13 protein-coding genes are annotated in these 14,386 nt (G+C 71.7%); 6 read left to right on the forward strand and 7 right to left on the reverse strand.

The window, feature by feature from the left end; translation table 11 throughout:
• The first annotated feature begins 52 nt into the window (after positions 1-52).
• On the forward strand, positions 53-904 hold the full coding sequence (locus ABZ622_RS03580) for a class II fructose-bisphosphate aldolase (RefSeq protein ID WP_360539910.1): 852 nt from the start codon (positions 53-55) through the stop codon (positions 902-904).
• 361 nt (positions 905-1,265) lie between these two features.
• Here the strand turns inward: ABZ622_RS03580 and ABZ622_RS03585 are convergent, their stop codons facing one another.
• Positions 1,266-2,240 (reverse strand): carbohydrate-binding protein, encoded by a 975-nt coding sequence (locus ABZ622_RS03585; RefSeq protein ID WP_360539912.1) that lies wholly within the window; start codon positions 2,238-2,240, stop codon positions 1,266-1,268.
• 153 nt (positions 2,241-2,393) lie between these two features.
• Complete coding sequence (gene cdgB / locus ABZ622_RS03590) at positions 2,394-4,037, reverse strand: diguanylate cyclase CdgB (protein ID WP_360539914.1); 1,644 nt, start codon at positions 4,035-4,037, stop codon at positions 2,394-2,396.
• A gap of 366 nt (positions 4,038-4,403) precedes the next feature.
• Here cdgB and ABZ622_RS03595 point away from each other — a divergent pair, with 366 nt between their 5' ends.
• A complete protein-coding gene (locus tag ABZ622_RS03595; RefSeq protein ID WP_360539916.1) occupies positions 4,404-4,910 on the forward strand; it encodes a flavin reductase family protein in 507 nt (168 codons plus the stop codon).
• A 99-nt stretch (positions 4,911-5,009) separates the two neighbouring features.
• Here ABZ622_RS03595 and arfB read toward each other — a convergent pair whose 3' ends face one another.
• Positions 5,010-5,444 carry an alternative ribosome rescue aminoacyl-tRNA hydrolase ArfB gene (gene arfB / locus ABZ622_RS03600; protein ID WP_342284415.1) on the reverse strand — a complete coding sequence of 145 codons (435 nt, stop codon included), beginning with the start codon at positions 5,442-5,444 and terminating at the stop codon, positions 5,010-5,012.
• 183 nt (positions 5,445-5,627) lie between these two features.
• Between arfB and ABZ622_RS03605 the strand changes: the two genes are divergently transcribed.
• The gene (locus ABZ622_RS03605; protein WP_266913805.1) at positions 5,628-6,203 is read left to right on the forward strand and encodes a TerD family protein; all 576 of its coding nucleotides are present in this window, start codon (positions 5,628-5,630) and stop codon (positions 6,201-6,203) included.
• Positions 6,204-6,469: 266 nt separating this feature from the next.
• A complete protein-coding gene (locus tag ABZ622_RS03610) occupies positions 6,470-8,050 on the forward strand; it encodes a M4 family metallopeptidase (RefSeq protein WP_360539919.1) in 1,581 nt (526 codons plus the stop codon).
• Between the two features lie 29 nt (positions 8,051-8,079).
• Here ABZ622_RS03610 and ABZ622_RS03615 read toward each other — a convergent pair whose 3' ends face one another.
• The 4 genes from ABZ622_RS03615 to ABZ622_RS03630 all read right to left on the reverse strand — a co-directional run bounded on the left by ABZ622_RS03615 (position 8,080) and on the right by ABZ622_RS03630 (position 12,005).
• Positions 8,080-9,504, reverse strand: a complete 1,425-nt coding sequence (locus ABZ622_RS03615; protein WP_360539921.1) for a M1 family metallopeptidase — start codon at positions 9,502-9,504, stop codon at positions 8,080-8,082.
• 107 nt (positions 9,505-9,611) lie between these two features.
• Positions 9,612-10,769, reverse strand: coding sequence for a beta-propeller fold lactonase family protein (locus ABZ622_RS03620; RefSeq protein WP_360539923.1), 1,158 nt, complete (start codon positions 10,767-10,769; stop codon positions 9,612-9,614).
• Positions 10,766-11,362 carry an ankyrin repeat domain-containing protein gene (locus ABZ622_RS03625; protein WP_360539925.1) on the reverse strand — a complete coding sequence of 199 codons (597 nt, stop codon included), beginning with the start codon at positions 11,360-11,362 and terminating at the stop codon, positions 10,766-10,768. Before ABZ622_RS03625 ends, ABZ622_RS03620 begins: the two co-directional genes overlap by 4 nt.
• Before the next feature lie 85 nt (positions 11,363-11,447).
• Positions 11,448-12,005 (reverse strand): heme-binding protein, encoded by a 558-nt coding sequence (locus tag ABZ622_RS03630; protein WP_360539927.1) that lies wholly within the window; start codon positions 12,003-12,005, stop codon positions 11,448-11,450.
• Between the two features lie 320 nt (positions 12,006-12,325).
• On the opposite strand from ABZ622_RS03630, the gene ABZ622_RS03635 reads away from it, so the two are divergent.
• A complete protein-coding gene (locus ABZ622_RS03635) occupies positions 12,326-13,603 on the forward strand; it encodes a sensor histidine kinase (RefSeq protein ID WP_360540271.1) in 1,278 nt (425 codons plus the stop codon).
• Entirely contained in the window at positions 13,600-14,229 is a 630-nt protein-coding gene (locus tag ABZ622_RS03640; RefSeq protein WP_360539929.1) for a response regulator transcription factor, read from the forward strand. The genes ABZ622_RS03635 and ABZ622_RS03640 overlap by 4 nt, the downstream gene beginning before the upstream one ends.
• The last annotated feature ends 157 nt before the right edge of the window (positions 14,230-14,386 follow it).

The following is a 14,386-nucleotide window of genomic DNA, read 5'->3' on the forward strand; positions in this document are numbered from 1 at the left end:
CCGTCCCGAACCCGCGCGATCGCTGGTTCGAAAGAAGTAGCAAGAGGTCAGCATGCCGCTCGTCAGCACCGGTGAACTCGTCTCCGCCGCCCAGGCCGAGGGACGCGGGATCGCCGCCTTCAATGTCATCACGCTGGAGCACGCGGAGGCCATCGCGGCCGGCGCGGAGCGCGCCGGATCCCCCGCCATCCTCCAGATCTCCGAGAATGCCGTGAAGTTCCACGGCGGACGGCTCGGTGCGATCGCCGCGGCGGCCGCCGCCGTCGCCCGCGCGTCCAGCGCCCCGCTCGCCCTCCACCTCGACCACGTCGAGTCCGTGGAGCTGCTGCACCAGGCGCACACCGAGGGCTTCGGCTCCGTCATGTTCGACGCGTCCAAGCTGTCGTACGAGGAGAACGTGCGGGCCACGGCCGCCGCGGTGGCCTGGGGCCACGAGCACGGCATCTGGATCGAGGCCGAGCTCGGCAAGGTCGGCGGCAAGGAGGGCGAGGCCCCGCTCGACGCCCACGCCCCCGGCGTCCGTACCGACCCGGCCGAGGCCGCCGCGTACGTCCGCGACACCGGCGTCGACGCGCTGGCCGTCGCGGTCGGCTCCTCGCACGCGATGACCGAGCGCACCGCCGCCCTGGACCACGAGCTGATCGGCCGGCTCCGCGACGCCGTCCCGGTCCCGCTGGTGCTGCACGGCTCCAGCGGCGTCCCGGACGAGGAGATCCGCCGGGCCGTCGCCGCCTCCGGCATGGTCAAGATCAACGTGGGCACGGCCCTGAACACCGCGTTCACCGGCGCGGTGCGGGCGTACCTGGCCGAGAACACCACGGGCGTGGACCCGAGGAAGTACATCGCTCCGGGGCGCGAGGCGATGGCCGCGACGGTGGCGGGGTTCCTGGCGCTGATGGGCTGACCGCGGCACGCAACGCGTTCGCGTTGTGCGCTGTGTGTTGCGCGCGCCGAGCAACGGAGTTCCTCATCCTTGCTCGGCGCGAGGTTGTTCTTGGGCAGGCGGAGTCCTGGTGCGCCGCCGGGTTCTCCGCGACCCTCGGGGTCGTGGGCAGACGGGGGTATTCCGGTCAGCCGACGGGCCGGGGCAGCGCGGCGAAAAGCCGTGGCCGGGCGCGAGGTGCGGGAACTACTCCGGGCGAACGAGGTCCTGCGGACGGCCTCGGCCGTCCGCCGCGCAACTTGACCTGCCCCGGCCCAGGTGAGGGTACTCACGCGGCCTCCCCCGGGATCGGGCACCGGGAGAGGCCGCAGAGCGTTCGCCCTCAGTGGGCTCCATTGGCAGGAGTGACCTTCAGCCAGTCCAGGATCACGTCGCACTGATTCCCGTCCTGGCACGAGATGCTGACCTCGTTCTCACCCTTGACCAGGTCGACCGGCGCCCAGGTGGTCTGCCAGTTCTTTTCCCAGTTCGGGTCGGACGAGTCGATGAAGTTCTTGAGACCGATGGGCTGCGAATTCGGCTTCCCGTTCACCGTCAGCGTCGCATTGGCGTCCTTGGCGGGAATCGCATAGCGCACCGTCAAGCGGTACTTGCCTTCCTCCTTCATCGCCGCCTTCCACGTCACGGATGACCCAACCGCGTTGAAGCCCGTGACGTACGAGCCGTTCGGGCCGTCCGCGCCCTTGACCGACTGGCTGACCTCCGCCGAACCTCCGAGCTTCAGCGTCGCCGCGTCCTGCTCGGGCAGATCGGCCGGGGCATCGGAGCCGGCCGACTGCTCGGGCTTCGGGGACTCCTCGACCTGGTTGCCGGGGCCCGCCGAGGAGGTGGCCTCGTCCTTCTTCTTGTCCTTGTCCTTGTCACCGGTGATCAGCGCGGCGCCGATCCCGATGAGCACGACCAGGACCACCGCGACCGCGGCGATCAGCAGGCCCTTGGTGTTCGGCCCGCCGCTGCCCGAGGAACCGCCGGACCGGCCGCGGCCGCCCTGCTGCGGGACCTGCCCGGTGGCACCGGGGTACGTCTCGGGGGCGGCGTACTGCGCGTTCGGCTGGTTGTACGCCTGCTGCTGGCCGTACGGCTGCTGCGGCACCTGCTGGCCGTACTGGCGCTCGCCGACGGTGCGCACCTGGTTGTACGAGGTCCTGGGCACGCCCGGCTGCGGGGCCGCCGGTCCCGGGTAGCCGTAGCCGCCCTGCCCAGGCGGCTGGGCGCCCGCCGCCTGTCCGTCCTCGTACAGGTAGCCGAACGGATCGTCGTCCTCGGGCTTGTTTGCGCCGTTGTTGCCGGCCGTCATCCCTGGGTCACTCCTCACCATGTCGCCAGCCGTCGCCTGATATCGCCAGCCGTGGCCGACCGGCCGAGCCTACCCCGAACGGACCACACCGAGAATTGCCGACGGCGGTACCGGAACAACGGCCGAGCACCGGGGGCCGCGCCGCCGTGAACGTCAGCCGGCCCTGCGGTGAACCTTCGACCGCGACCGCTTCTCCACGTACATCCGCTGGTCGGCGGAGCGCAGCACCTCTTCGGCCGTCATCCCGCAGGCGGCCCAGCCGATGCCGAAGCTCGCCCCCACCCGCACCGCCCGGCCGTCGACCCGGATGGGCGGAATGATGGCGTTACGCAGGCGTACGGCCAGATCCGCGGCGTCCGCGTCGCCGAGCCCGTCGGCCAGGACGACGAATTCGTCACCCCCGAGCCGGGCCACGGTGTCGCCGTCGCGGACACAGGTGGTGAGCCGCCGGGCGACCTCGATCAGCACGGCGTCACCGGTGTGGTGGCCGAAGCGGTCGTTGATCGACTTGAAGCCGTCGAGGTCGCAGAAGAGCACCGCGAGCCCCTTCGCCCCGTCGTCGTGCTCGGTGTCGGGTGCGACGGAGTGCACATGGTGGTCGTACGGGCCGCCGGGCGCCGGGTCCACCTCGTAGCCGTGGGTCCGCGCGTCCGCATCGTCGACGTCTCCGTAGGCCGCGTCCAGCGCCTCCACCGGCGTGGTCACCGCCGCGTTCGGCCGGTCGCAGAGCCGGGCGCTCAGCCGGGAGCGCAGCTCGGCGCTGTTGGGCAGGCCGGTCAGCGCGTCATGCGAGGCGCGATGCGCCAGATGCAGCTCGTGGCGCTTGCGCTCCTCTATGTCCTCGACGTGGGTGAGCAGGAAGCGCGGGCCGTCGGCGGTGTCGGCGACGACGGAGTTGCGCAGCGAGACCCAGAGGTAGGTGCCGTCCCGCCGCCCGAGCCGCAGCTCGGCGCGACCGCCCTCGGCGGAGGTGCGCAGCAGCGTGCCGATGTCCTCGGGGTGGACCAGGTCGGCGAAGGAGTAGCGGCGCAGGACGGACGCGGGGCGGCCGAGCAGCCGGCACAGCGCGTCGTTGGTGCGCAGCAGCCGGCCGTGCTGGTCGCCGCCCATCTCCGCGATGGCCATGCCGCTGGGCGCGTACTCGAACGCCTGGCGGAAGGACTCCTCGCTGGCCCGCAGCGCCTGCTGCTCCCGCTCCAGCCGGACCAGCGCCCGTTGCATGTTTGCTCGCAGCCGGGCGTTGCTGATCGCAATGGCCGCCTGCGACGCGTACATCTGGAGCGCCTCGCGGCCCCAGGCGCCCGGGCGGCGGCCGTTGCGCGGGCGGTCCACGGAGATCACGCCGAGCAGATCGGCGCCGCCGCCGGACGCGTGCATCGGGGCGTAGAGCCGGTCCTGGGGGTGCCACTCGTCCTCGAAGCGGGGGTCCGGCCCGTCGGTGTGCCACTGCGGTACGTCGTCGTCGAGGAGGACCCAGCCGTCGGTGTGCGGTATGAAACGGAGCTCGTCCCAGACCTGTCCCATCGACAGCCGGCGCTCCCAGGAGGTGCGCGAGCCGACCCGGCCGGTGATCAGGGCCTCGGCGGCGCTGTTGCCCGCGAAGGCGGCGACGACGAGATCGCCGTCGGGGCGGACCAGGTTCACGCAGGCCAGCTCGTAGCCGAGACCGTTGACGATTCCGTCGGCGACGGTCTGCAGCGTGTCGGCCAGGCTCCGCGCCGTGTTGAGATCGGCGACGGCCTGGTGCAGCTGCCGCATCGTCGCAAGACGGACGTACGGCTCCGACTCGGCCTCCATTGCTCGCACTCCCCGAGACCTCGACAGCACTCCAGGTTTCATATCGACGTACTTACTGCAGTGTCACGGCCACTGAATCACAGTGAGCTGCGCAGTCGGTACACAGGGTCAACAAATATTGCGCTCTGTGACTCAAGTCACAACAGATGGTGAAGGGTTGGGAGTGGCCCGCGAATTCGCCCTGTCCTTTTCTTGAACGCAAATCCGTACGTTGCAGTGCCCGCCCGGGCGGACCGCGGGTCCTAGGACCCGACTGGTCCCCTGGCCCGATGCGGAGGTACGCGTACCGCGATTAGCGTGCCCGGTGTGTTGCAGCAGACGAAGACCCCCGCCCCGCATCCCCGGCCCGTCCCCCATGCTGAGGGGGTGAGCAACGATGAGTTCCGAGGCGCCCTCGCCCGGCTGGCCGCCGGTGTCGTGCTGATCACCGCCCAGGAGCCGCCGCTGGACGAGAACGGGCGCGGCGAGGACGTCGGCATGACGGCGACCGCCTTCATGTCCGTGTCGCTGGACCCGCCCCTGGTGATGGTCAGCCTGCGCAACGACTCCCGGATGGACGACCTGCTGTCGGAGCAGCCGCTGTGGGCGGTGTCCGTGCTCGCCGAGAGCCAGCGGCACATCGCCGGGCGGTTCGCGATGAAGGGCCGGATCAGCGACCGGCTGCTGTTCGAGGACATCCCCTATACACGGGGGGAGGTCACCGCGGCGCCGCTGGTAGGAGGGGCGCTGGCCACGCTGGAGTGCCGGACCGAGCAGCGGGTCGTGGCCGGTGACCACACGCTGGTGATCGGCCGGGTGCTGAGCGCGGCCCTGCCCAGCGGGGACGGTTCACCGCTGACGTACTTCCGGGGGCGGTACCGGCAGCTGGGGTGAGGAAGCACGGGGGGCGGATCCGGCGCGAAGGGCCGGAGTCAGTGCAGGAGCCGGAGCCCGTGCAGGAGCCGGAGCCCGAGTCGGCGCGGAACCGGACCGTCACCAGTCGCGGTTGGAGCGGCCTCGCTTGGTCTCGCCGCGCTGCTTCTTCTCGCGCAGCCGCCGTTCGTTGATGCCCCGCGGGATCCTGGTCTTTCGCCGCGGCCGAGGCGGCGGCGCCGTCGCCTCGGCGAGCAGCGAGGCGAGGCGTACGAGAGCCGTCTCGCGGTTGCGCCACTGTGAGCGGTGCTCGGAGGCGCGTACCGAGAGCACCCCGCCCACGAGCCTGCTCTCCAGACGCTGGAGTGCCCGCTCCTTCCACACCTCGGGGAGCGACTCGGTCGCCGCGAGGTCGAAGCGGAGCTCCACCTGGGAGTCGCTGGTGTTGACGTGCTGACCGCCGGGCCCCGAGGACCGCGAGAAACGCCACATGAGCTCGGCCTCCGGCAGGGAGACCGAACCGCGGATGACATAGGGCCCGGACATGACACCCATGTTCCCCGCACCGGAGGGTGTTCGTCACCTTCTTTTGCGGGACCGGCCGCCGGGCCGTCCGGAGCATTCAGGTAAAGAAAGCAAAGGGAGCAGGAACCTCCTGGTCCTCTGCCCACGTTATGACCTGTGACGGTAGCTTCGTGATGGCATGAAGCCCGCGATCGACGATGAAAGGGACTTCCCATGGCTGTAAGCCTGTCCAAGGGCGGCAACGTCTCCCTCACCAAGGAGGCCCCGGGCCTGACCGCCGTCACGGTGGGCCTCGGCTGGGACGTCCGCACCACCACTGGCACCGACTTCGACCTCGACGCCTCGGCGATCGCGGTCAACCCCGCCGGGAAGGTCGTCTCGGACGGCCACTTCGTCTTCTTCAACAACAAGTCGACGCCCGACCAGACCATCGTCCACACCGGTGACAACGTCACGGGCCAGGGCGAGGGCGACGACGAGCAGATCAACGTCAACCTGGCGGGCCTGCCGGCCGACGTCGACAAGATCGTCTTCCCGGTCTCGATCTACGACGCCGAAACCCGCAGCCAGAACTTCGGCCAGGTGCGCAACGCGTTCATCCGCATCCTCAACCAGGCCGGCGGCACCGAGATCGCCCGCTACGACCTGAGCGAGGACGCCGCCACCGAGACCGCCATGGTCTTCGGCGAGCTGTACCGCAACGGCGCGGAGTGGAAGTTCCGCGCCGTCGGCCAGGGTTACGCCTCCGGCCTGCGCGGCATCGCGCAGGACTTCGGCGTCAACCTCTGACGCACCGGCACCACCCCAGAAGCCCCCGGCCGACGGCCGGGGGCTTCTGCGTGCGCGCCACGACCGGACCCGTGCACACCATCCGGTATGCGGCGTCATCGGACACGAACGCCCAACTCCCGCCGATTAACGGACACATGTGTATTCCATTCGGACAAGAACTAGTCAAATAAATGTGAGGTAATTGTTAGTACTCCGTCAATGTCGCTCATTCAGTGGCACGCTCTCGGCTCGTAACCCCCCACGGAACGAGCAACGGAGAGCGCATGACCCCCCACATGAACACCCGTCGCGCCGCAGCCCTGGCCGCCGTGGCCGCGATGGTCGTCGTAGGCATGCAGACCGGTGCGGCGAATGCCGTGCCGGACAACGGAAATGACGGCCCCTCCGCCACTCGCAGCGTTGTCCCCTTCAGCGCGAACAAGGCCTCGGTGCGCACCGCCGCCATCAAGTCGGCACAGAGCGACGTCGCCGCCACGGCCGACTCGCTCGGGCTCGGCGGCAAGGAGAAGCTGGTCGTCCGCGATGTGATCAAGGACGCCGACGGCACCGTCCACACCCGCTACGAGCGCACCTACGACGGCCTGCCCGTCCTCGGCGGCGACCTCGTCACCCACACCGCCCCCGGCGGAAAGCTCAAGGGCGTCACCAAGGCGACCAAGGCTCGGATATCGGTGCCGTCCACGACGCCGAAGATCAAGACCGCGGCCGCCGCCCGCAAGGTGATCTGGGCGGGCTCGGGCAAGCCCGTCCTCGCCCTGGAGACGGTGAAGACCGGTAAGCAGAAGGACGGCACGCCGAGCCGGCTGCACACCATCACCGACGCGAGCACCGGCAAGAAGCTCCAGAGCTACGAGGCGGTCGAGACCGGTGTCGGCAACAGCCAGTACAGCGGCGAGGTCGAGCTGTCGACGACCGCGTCCGGTTCCGGCTTCGAGCTGACCGACGGCGACCGCGGCGGCCACAAGACGTACGACCTCAACCAGGGCGAGAGCGGCACCGGCGACCTCGTCACGGACGACGACGACACCTGGGGCGACGGCACTGGCAACGACCGCCAGACCGCCGCTGTCGACGCCGCCTACGGCGCCGCGCAGACCTGGGACTTCTACAAGTCGGCGTTCGGCCGCGACGGCATCGCCGGTGACGGCAAGGCCGCGTACTCGCGGGTCCACTACGGCGACGCGTACGTCAACGCGTTCTGGGACGACAGCTGCTTCTGCATGACGTACGGCGACGGCGCCGACAACAAGAGCGCGCTGACCGCCCTCGACGTCGCGGGCCACGAGATGAGCCACGGCCTGACCGCGTCCACCGCCAACCTCGACTACTTCGGCGAGTCCGGCGGCCTGAACGAGGCGACCAGCGACATCCTCGGCACCTCGGTCGAGTTCGCCGCCGACAACAGCACCGACGTCGGCGACTACCTCATCGGCGAGAAGATCGACATCAACGGCGACGGCAGCCCGCTTCGCTACATGGACGAGCCGAGCAAGGACGGCGGCTCGGCCGACAACTGGGACAGCAGCGTCGGCGACCTCGACGTGCACTACTCCTCCGGCGTCGCCAACCACTTCTTCTACCTGCTGTCCGAGGGCAGCGGCGCGAAGACCATCAACGGGGTCGACTACGACTCCCCGACCTCCGACGGCTCGACCGTCACCGGCATCGGCCGGGACAAGGCCGTCCAGATCTGGTACAAGGCCCTCTCCGAGTACATGACGTCGTCCACCGACTACGCGGGCGCCCGTGAGGCGACCGAGAAGGCGGCGACCGACCTGTACGGCGCGGACAGCGCCGAGCTCACCTCCGTCCAGGCCGCCTGGAGCGGCGTCAACGTGAAGTAGCCCGAACAGCGCGGTACTCCGGGAGCCGGTCAGTCCTTCGGGGCGGGCCGGCTCCTGCCGTACAGCCAGGTGTCCCACAGCTCCGTCAGATCCTTGCCGGTCGCCTTCTCCGCATAGGCGGTGAAGTCGGCGGTCGACGCGTTGCCGTGCCGGTGCGCCTTCGTCCAGCCCCTGAGGAGCGCGAAGAACCGCCTGTCGTCGTCCACAGCCTGCCGGACCTTGTGGACGACCATCGCCCCGCGCCCGTAGACCGGCGCCTGCGAGATGTCCGCGGCCGTCGGCGGATCGGCGGGCGGGAAGGCCCAGTTGTCGTCGTCCTCGTAGGCGGCGTCGAACAGGTCCTGGATCGGGACGCCCTCCTTGTCGGCCTCCCACAGCCACTCCGCGTAGGTCGCGAAGCCCTCGTTGAGCCACATGTCGCGCCAGCTCCGGGGTGTCACGGAGTCCCCGAACCACTGGTGGGCCATCTCGTGGACGAGCAGCCCGGCGTCCGGCGGCCCGGGGAAGAAGGGCCGGGTCTGGGTCTCCAGGGCATAACCGGCGTCCCCGTGGCGCTCGACGACCGCGCCCGTGGCGGAGAAGGGGTACGGGCCGAACCGCTCCGCCTGCCACTTCACGACCTCGGGGACCCGGGCGACGATCCGCGCGCTGTCCTTCGCCACCGTCGTGTCCGCGGCGGTGAACACCTCGATGCCGTCCGCGGTGGTCGAGGACTTCGTTTCGAAGCGGCCGATGGCGACGGTCGCGAGATAGCTCGCCATCGGTTCGGGGGCGTGCCAGCGGAACGTGGTGGTGGTGCCCGAGCCGCGCCGGGAGGCCAGCTCGCCGTTGGACACCGCCGTCAGCCCCTTGGGGACGGTGACGGCGATGTCGTACGACGCCTTGTCGCTGGGGTGGTTGTTGCCGGGGAACCAGGCCATCGAGCCGGTCGGTTCACCGAGCGCGACCGAGCCGTCCGCAGTCCTCAGCCAGCCCTCCTTCGACCCGTCGGGATCGATGATGGTCTTCGGGGAGCCCGAGTAGCGGACCACCGTACGGAAGGTGCGGCCCTTGCGCAGCCGGTCGCCGACCCCTGCGTCCGGGCGCAGTGTCAGCTCGTGCCCCGCCCGGTTGACGGCGGCGGGACGGCCCTCGACGGTCGCGGAGCGCACGGTGAGTCCGTCGAGGTCGAGGTTGAACGCGCTGAGGTCCTGGGTGGCGCGCGCGGTGATCGTGGCGGTGCCGCTCAGCCGGCGGGCGGCCGGGTCCACATCGAGCACGAGGTCGTAGTGCGTGACGTCGTAGCCGCCGTTGCCGAGCTTCGGGAAGTACGGGTCGCGCAGACCGGCGGCACCGGGTCTGCCCTCGACGCCGCCGGTGCAGCCGGTGGACGTCGTCAGCACCAGCAGGACGAGAGCGGCGGCACGAGCCGTGCGGCGGACGGGTGTTCGCTCACTGGCTGGTCGCTGGTCCACACCGGCGATCCTAGACATGGAATGTCCGATTCGAGGGATGCCCGATCCGAGGAATGTCCGGTTCGGGGGATGACCGGTTCGGGGGATGACCGGTTCGGGGGTCTCGCTCAGAGGATCGCGATCCCCAGCGGACGGGCGCCCGCGACGACCTCGAACGGCCGCTTCCCGCCGGTGAGGTCGACGACGGTGACGCCGTTGCCGTACCCGTCGCGGGTGAAGCCCTCGGTGACGTACGCCGTCCGGCCGTCGTCGGAGACCGTCACGTCCTCGTGCGGCCCGTCCAGTGGCACGACCCGCTCGGACCCCGCGGGGGTACGGACGGTCAGGGACGGGCCCCGGTCGTCGGAGAGGACCGGGCCGGTGCCGACGACGAGGAGGGTGCCGTCGGGGGCGAGCGTCGCGCCGTGCTGGTGGGTGTTGGCGGTCATCGGCTCGACGGTGCTCCGCCCGGTGCGCGGATCGAGGACCACCAGCCGTTCGCCCTCGAACGGCAGCAGCAGCCTGCCGTCGGCCGGGCGCACCACGGCGTAGTGCGGCTTCAGCCAGGAGCCGAGGCCGCCCTCGGTGCCGTACGGGGCGACCTCGAAGCGCCTGCTCTTCCGGTCGGCCGTGGCGACCGCCGTGACGTCGAAGGAGTCGTGACCGGTGGCGTACACCTCGGTGCCGTCCGGCGAGACGTCCACGTCGAAGGGGCGGCGGCCCACCGGGACCGTGCCGGTCACCTCGCGGGTCGCGGTGTCGACGATCTCCAGCACACCGTTGCGGCCGGGCACATTGACGCCGACATAGACGTGCCGGCCGTCGGGGGCCAGGGCGATGCCCATGCCCCCGCCCCGGTACTCGCCGGTCGTGACGGGGCCGGTCCGCGTCTTGTACGGAATCCGGGCCAGGCGGGTGCGGGTCGCCGTGTCGACGACCGCGACGCTCTCGGCGGTCGCCACCCAGGCGATGCCCCGGTCGTCGACGACGAGGCCGTAGGGGGCGGTGCCGACCTCGACGGAGCCGAGCGTGTGCCGGTCGTGGCCGGGGTCCGGGTCGACGAAGGTCACGGTGTCGGCGCCGAAGTCGGCGACGAGGAGTGTGCCGTGCGGGGTGGCCGCGGCGGAGGGCTTCGACGAGACGGAGGACGGGGCCGGGGAGGCCGGTGCGCCGCCGGGCGAGCTGCCCGGTGCACGGGGTGTGGCCGGGGCGGCCGGGGCGCCACCCGCGCAGCCCGCGAGGACCGAGACCGCGGCGAGTGCCACCACCGCGTGGCGCACGTTCACCGGGCGTCCCGCAGCCGCGCGGCGATGCCCGCGAAGCCGCGGCGCTCCGCGTGCTCCAGCGCGGTCGGCCCGGCGCCGTCCGGCAGGTCCACGTTCGCACCGGCCGCCAGCAGGAGTTCGACGACCTCCTGGTGCGCCCGGCCGCCGTCGCCGAGGATCACGGCCTCCAGCAGGGCCGTCCAGCCCAGCCGGTTGACGTGGTCGACGTCGATGTCGGTGACCCGGAGCAGCTCCCGTACGTAGGCGGCGTGGCCGCGCTCACTCGCCGGGATCAGCACGATGCCGCCGAAGCGGTTGCGAAGCTTCAGATCGGGGCCGGCCGGCAGCAGCACGTGCAGCATCGGAACGCTGCCGGTGACCCCGGTCGCCAGCCAGGGGCTCTCCTCGCGCCGGTCCTGGGCATCGGGGTCCGCGCCCGCCCCGACCAGCAGCCGGGCGGCCTCGACGTGGTCACCGTGGACGGCGAGGAGCAGCGGGGTGCGCAACTCCTCGTCGCGGCAGTCGACCCGGGCGCCGCCCTCGATCGCGGATCGCACCCGGTGGGTGTCACCGGTGCGTGCGGCGTCGAGCAGTTGTCGATCGAGGGCGTTCATCTCGTACTCCTGTTACTGGGCTCGTACTCCTGATGCCGGGCACGCGCTCCTGATGCCGGGTGTGCTCGACGGGCCGGGCTGCCCGCTACCGGGCGAGGGAGGCGACGCCGGCCTGGGCGAACTTCTCGTCCAGGTCGCCCGACGGGGCACCGGCGACACCGATGCCGGCGATCGGGGCGCCCTTGGCCGTGACCGGGGCACCGCCGGCGAGGAACAGGGTGCCGGGGATGTCCTTCAGGGTGGGGGCGTTGGCCAGGCGCTTGGCGAGCTCGGAGGTGGGGGCGTTCCAGGAGACGGCGGTGAACGCCTTCTTCTGGGCCGCGTCGTAGGACTGCGGGCCGGCGCCGTCGCCGCGCAGGGTGACGACGGTGTTGCCGTTGCGGTCGACGACGGCGACGGAGACGCGCTGGTTCTCCTTCTTCGCGGCGTCGAGGGTTGCCCGGGCGGCCTTGGTGGCGGCGGCCACGGTCAGGTGGGTGGTCTGCTGAAGGTTGTCGTTCGCGGCGTCGGCCTTGACGGCGGCGGCGGGGGCGGCGGCCGGGGTGGAGGCGTTGGCGGACATAGCGCCGAAGGTGCCCGCGCCGAGGGCGGCGACGGCGACGGCACCGGTCAGGACACGGGTGCGCAGCGACAGCTTCTTCATGGTGGGCTCCTCAGCAGCGGTGGATCGGGGTGTGCGGGGCGGTGGACGAGCTTGTCCGGCCCCGGGTCCAATCCTCCGGCCGCGACCGGCACCGCACGGTCGGCGGACCGGCTCGACGCCGCACGCGGGACGGTCGACGGCCCCATCAGCCGATCGGTTGATGCGGGGGTGGTCGTCCGGCGCGACCATGGGGACATCCGGGGTGACCATGGGGACATCCGTGCAGCTCGGCGGCGCCGCCGACGGCGAGGAGCGAGAGGCACGACGTGAAGCACCGAAGCCGACCGGCACCCGGCGCGGGCACGGACACGGTCGCGGACCTGGCCCCGGGAACGGGCAGGACGCCCGGGAAAGCGGTCCGGGACCGGGCCGGCGACCCGGACGCCCGGTGGCTCACGGCTCTGATGCACGCCGCGTTCTTCCTGCTGCTCGGCGCCTCGCTCACCCGCTTCCTGCTGCGCCACCCCGGCGAGGCCCGCACCCCGTGGATCATCGCGCTCTCCGTCGCCATCGCCGTGCTGTACGTGATCGGGCCGGTGCTCGGCTCGCGCCCGACGCCGCGCTCCCTGGTGTGGCTGGGGGCGCTGGTCGCCGTCTGGATGGTGCTGGTCGTCCTCGCGCCGAGCTTCGCGTGGTGCGCGGTGCCGCTCTTCTTCACCGGGCTGCGCATCCTCCCGCCGCGCGCCGCACTCGCCCTGGTCGCCCTGCTCACACTGTTCGTCGTCGCCGCCCAACTCCGGCTGGCCGAGGGCTTCGACCCGAATCTGGTGCTCGCCCCGCCCGCCGTCGCGGCGGTCGCCACGGCGGTCTTCGTCCATATGCAGCGCCAGGCCGAGCGCCAGCGCGAACTGTCCGAGCGGCAGCGCGAACTCATCGACGACCTGCTGCGCACCCGCCGCGAACTGGCCGCCACCGAACGCCGTGAGGGAACCCTCGCCGAACGCCAGCGGCTCTCCATGGAGATCCACGACACCCTCGCGCAGGGCCTGTCCAGCCAGCAGATGCTGCTCCAGGCCGCCGACCGCACCTGGGACGCCGACCCGACGACCGCCCGCCGCCATGTCCGTACGGCAACCGGCATCGCGGAACGCAACCTCGCCGAGGCCCGCCGCTTCGTCCACGACCTCGCGCCGGCCGATCTCGCGGCGGGCGGCGGCCTGGAGGCGGCCCTGCACGCGCTGGCCACCCGCGAGACGGCGCAGGGACAGGGGCGGCTCACCGTCCGCTGCCATGTGGAGGGCGAGCGGCACACCGCGCTGCCGGACCGGGTGCAGTCCGCACTGCTGCGCATCGCACAGGGCGCGCTGGCCAACGTGAAGGAGCACGCGAACGCGACGGAGGCGGCGCTGACGCTGACCCACCTCGACGACCGGGTCGTCCTGGACATCGCCGACAACGGGCAGGGCTTCGTACCCACCGAACGCACCGGGACCACCGGCAGCGTGCGCGGTCACGGGCTGCCCGCCATCCGGGCCCGGCTGCACCAGCTCGGCGGCACACTGACGATCGAGTCGGTGCCGGGCGAGGGTACGGTGCTGTCCGCCGCCGTCCCCCTCTCCCCCACCGCCCCGCCGACCGCCCCGGAGGACCTCGTATGACCGCGACGCCGCCCGTACGCATCCTGCTCTGCGACGACCACGTCGTCGTACGCGCCGGTCTCCTCGCCCTCCTCGGCAGCGAACCGGACATCGAGGTCGTCGGCGAGGCCGGCAGCGGCGAGGAGGCGGTCGCCCTGGCCGCCAAGCTCTCCCCGGACGTCGTCCTGATGGACCTCCAGCTCGGCGAGGGCATCGACGGCGTCGAGGCCACCCGCCGCATCGCCGCCACCGGCGTCCACGTGCTGGTCCTCACCACGTACGACACGGACGCCGACATCACCCGGGCCATCGAGGCGGGCGCCACCGGCTATCTGCTGAAGGCCGAGCGCCCCGAGGAGCTCTTCGCCGCGATCCGCTCGGCGGCCCAGGGCCGTACGACGCTCTCCCCGCCGGTGGCCAGCCGGGTCATGGCCCGGATGCGCAAGCCCCTGCCCACCCTCACCGACCGCGAGCTCGACATCCTGGCGCAGCTCTCCCAGGGCCTGGGCAACCGCGACATCGCCCGCGCCCTGTTCATCAGCGAGGCCACGGTCAAGACCCACCTCGGCCGGATCTACGACAAGCTCGGCGTCGACACCCGGGCGGGCGCCGTGGCCGTGGCGAAGGAGCAGCGGCTGCTGCCGTAGCGCCCGAAGCCTCCCGGCGAGACTGCCGCCACAGGGCCCGCAGCCTCCCCGCGAGACTGCCGCCACAGGGCCCGCAGCCTCCCCGCGAGACTGCCGCCACAGGGCCCGCAGCCTCCCGGCGAGACTGCCGCCATAGGGCCCCAAGCCTCCCGGCGCG

The sequence above is a fragment of the Streptomyces sp. NPDC007164 genome, assembly GCF_040634135.1.
GTDB lineage: Bacteria > Actinomycetota > Actinomycetes > Streptomycetales > Streptomycetaceae > Streptomyces > Streptomyces sanglieri.

What these genes read in the sequence shown, in the direction of transcription:
- ABZ622_RS03580 (WP_360539910.1), top strand. Translation starts at nt 53, where the DNA reads ATGCCGCTCGTCAGCACCGGTGAACTCGTCTCCGCCGCCCAGGCCGAG.
- ABZ622_RS03585 (WP_360539912.1), bottom strand. Translation starts at nt 2,240, where the DNA reads ATGACGGCCGGCAACAACGGCGCAAACAAGCCCGAGGACGACGATCCG.
- cdgB (WP_360539914.1), bottom strand. Translation starts at nt 4,037, where the DNA reads ATGGAGGCCGAGTCGGAGCCGTACGTCCGTCTTGCGACGATGCGGCAG.
- arfB (WP_342284415.1), bottom strand. Translation starts at nt 5,444, where the DNA reads ATGGGTGTCATGTCCGGGCCCTATGTCATCCGCGGTTCGGTCTCCCTG.
- ABZ622_RS03605 (WP_266913805.1), top strand. Translation starts at nt 5,628, where the DNA reads ATGGCTGTAAGCCTGTCCAAGGGCGGCAACGTCTCCCTCACCAAGGAG.
- ABZ622_RS03610 (WP_360539919.1), top strand. Translation starts at nt 6,470, where the DNA reads ATGACCCCCCACATGAACACCCGTCGCGCCGCAGCCCTGGCCGCCGTG.
- ABZ622_RS03625 (WP_360539925.1), bottom strand. Translation starts at nt 11,362, where the DNA reads ATGAACGCCCTCGATCGACAACTGCTCGACGCCGCACGCACCGGTGAC.
- ABZ622_RS03630 (WP_360539927.1), bottom strand. Translation starts at nt 12,005, where the DNA reads ATGAAGAAGCTGTCGCTGCGCACCCGTGTCCTGACCGGTGCCGTCGCC.
- ABZ622_RS03640 (WP_360539929.1), top strand. Translation starts at nt 13,600, where the DNA reads ATGACCGCGACGCCGCCCGTACGCATCCTGCTCTGCGACGACCACGTC.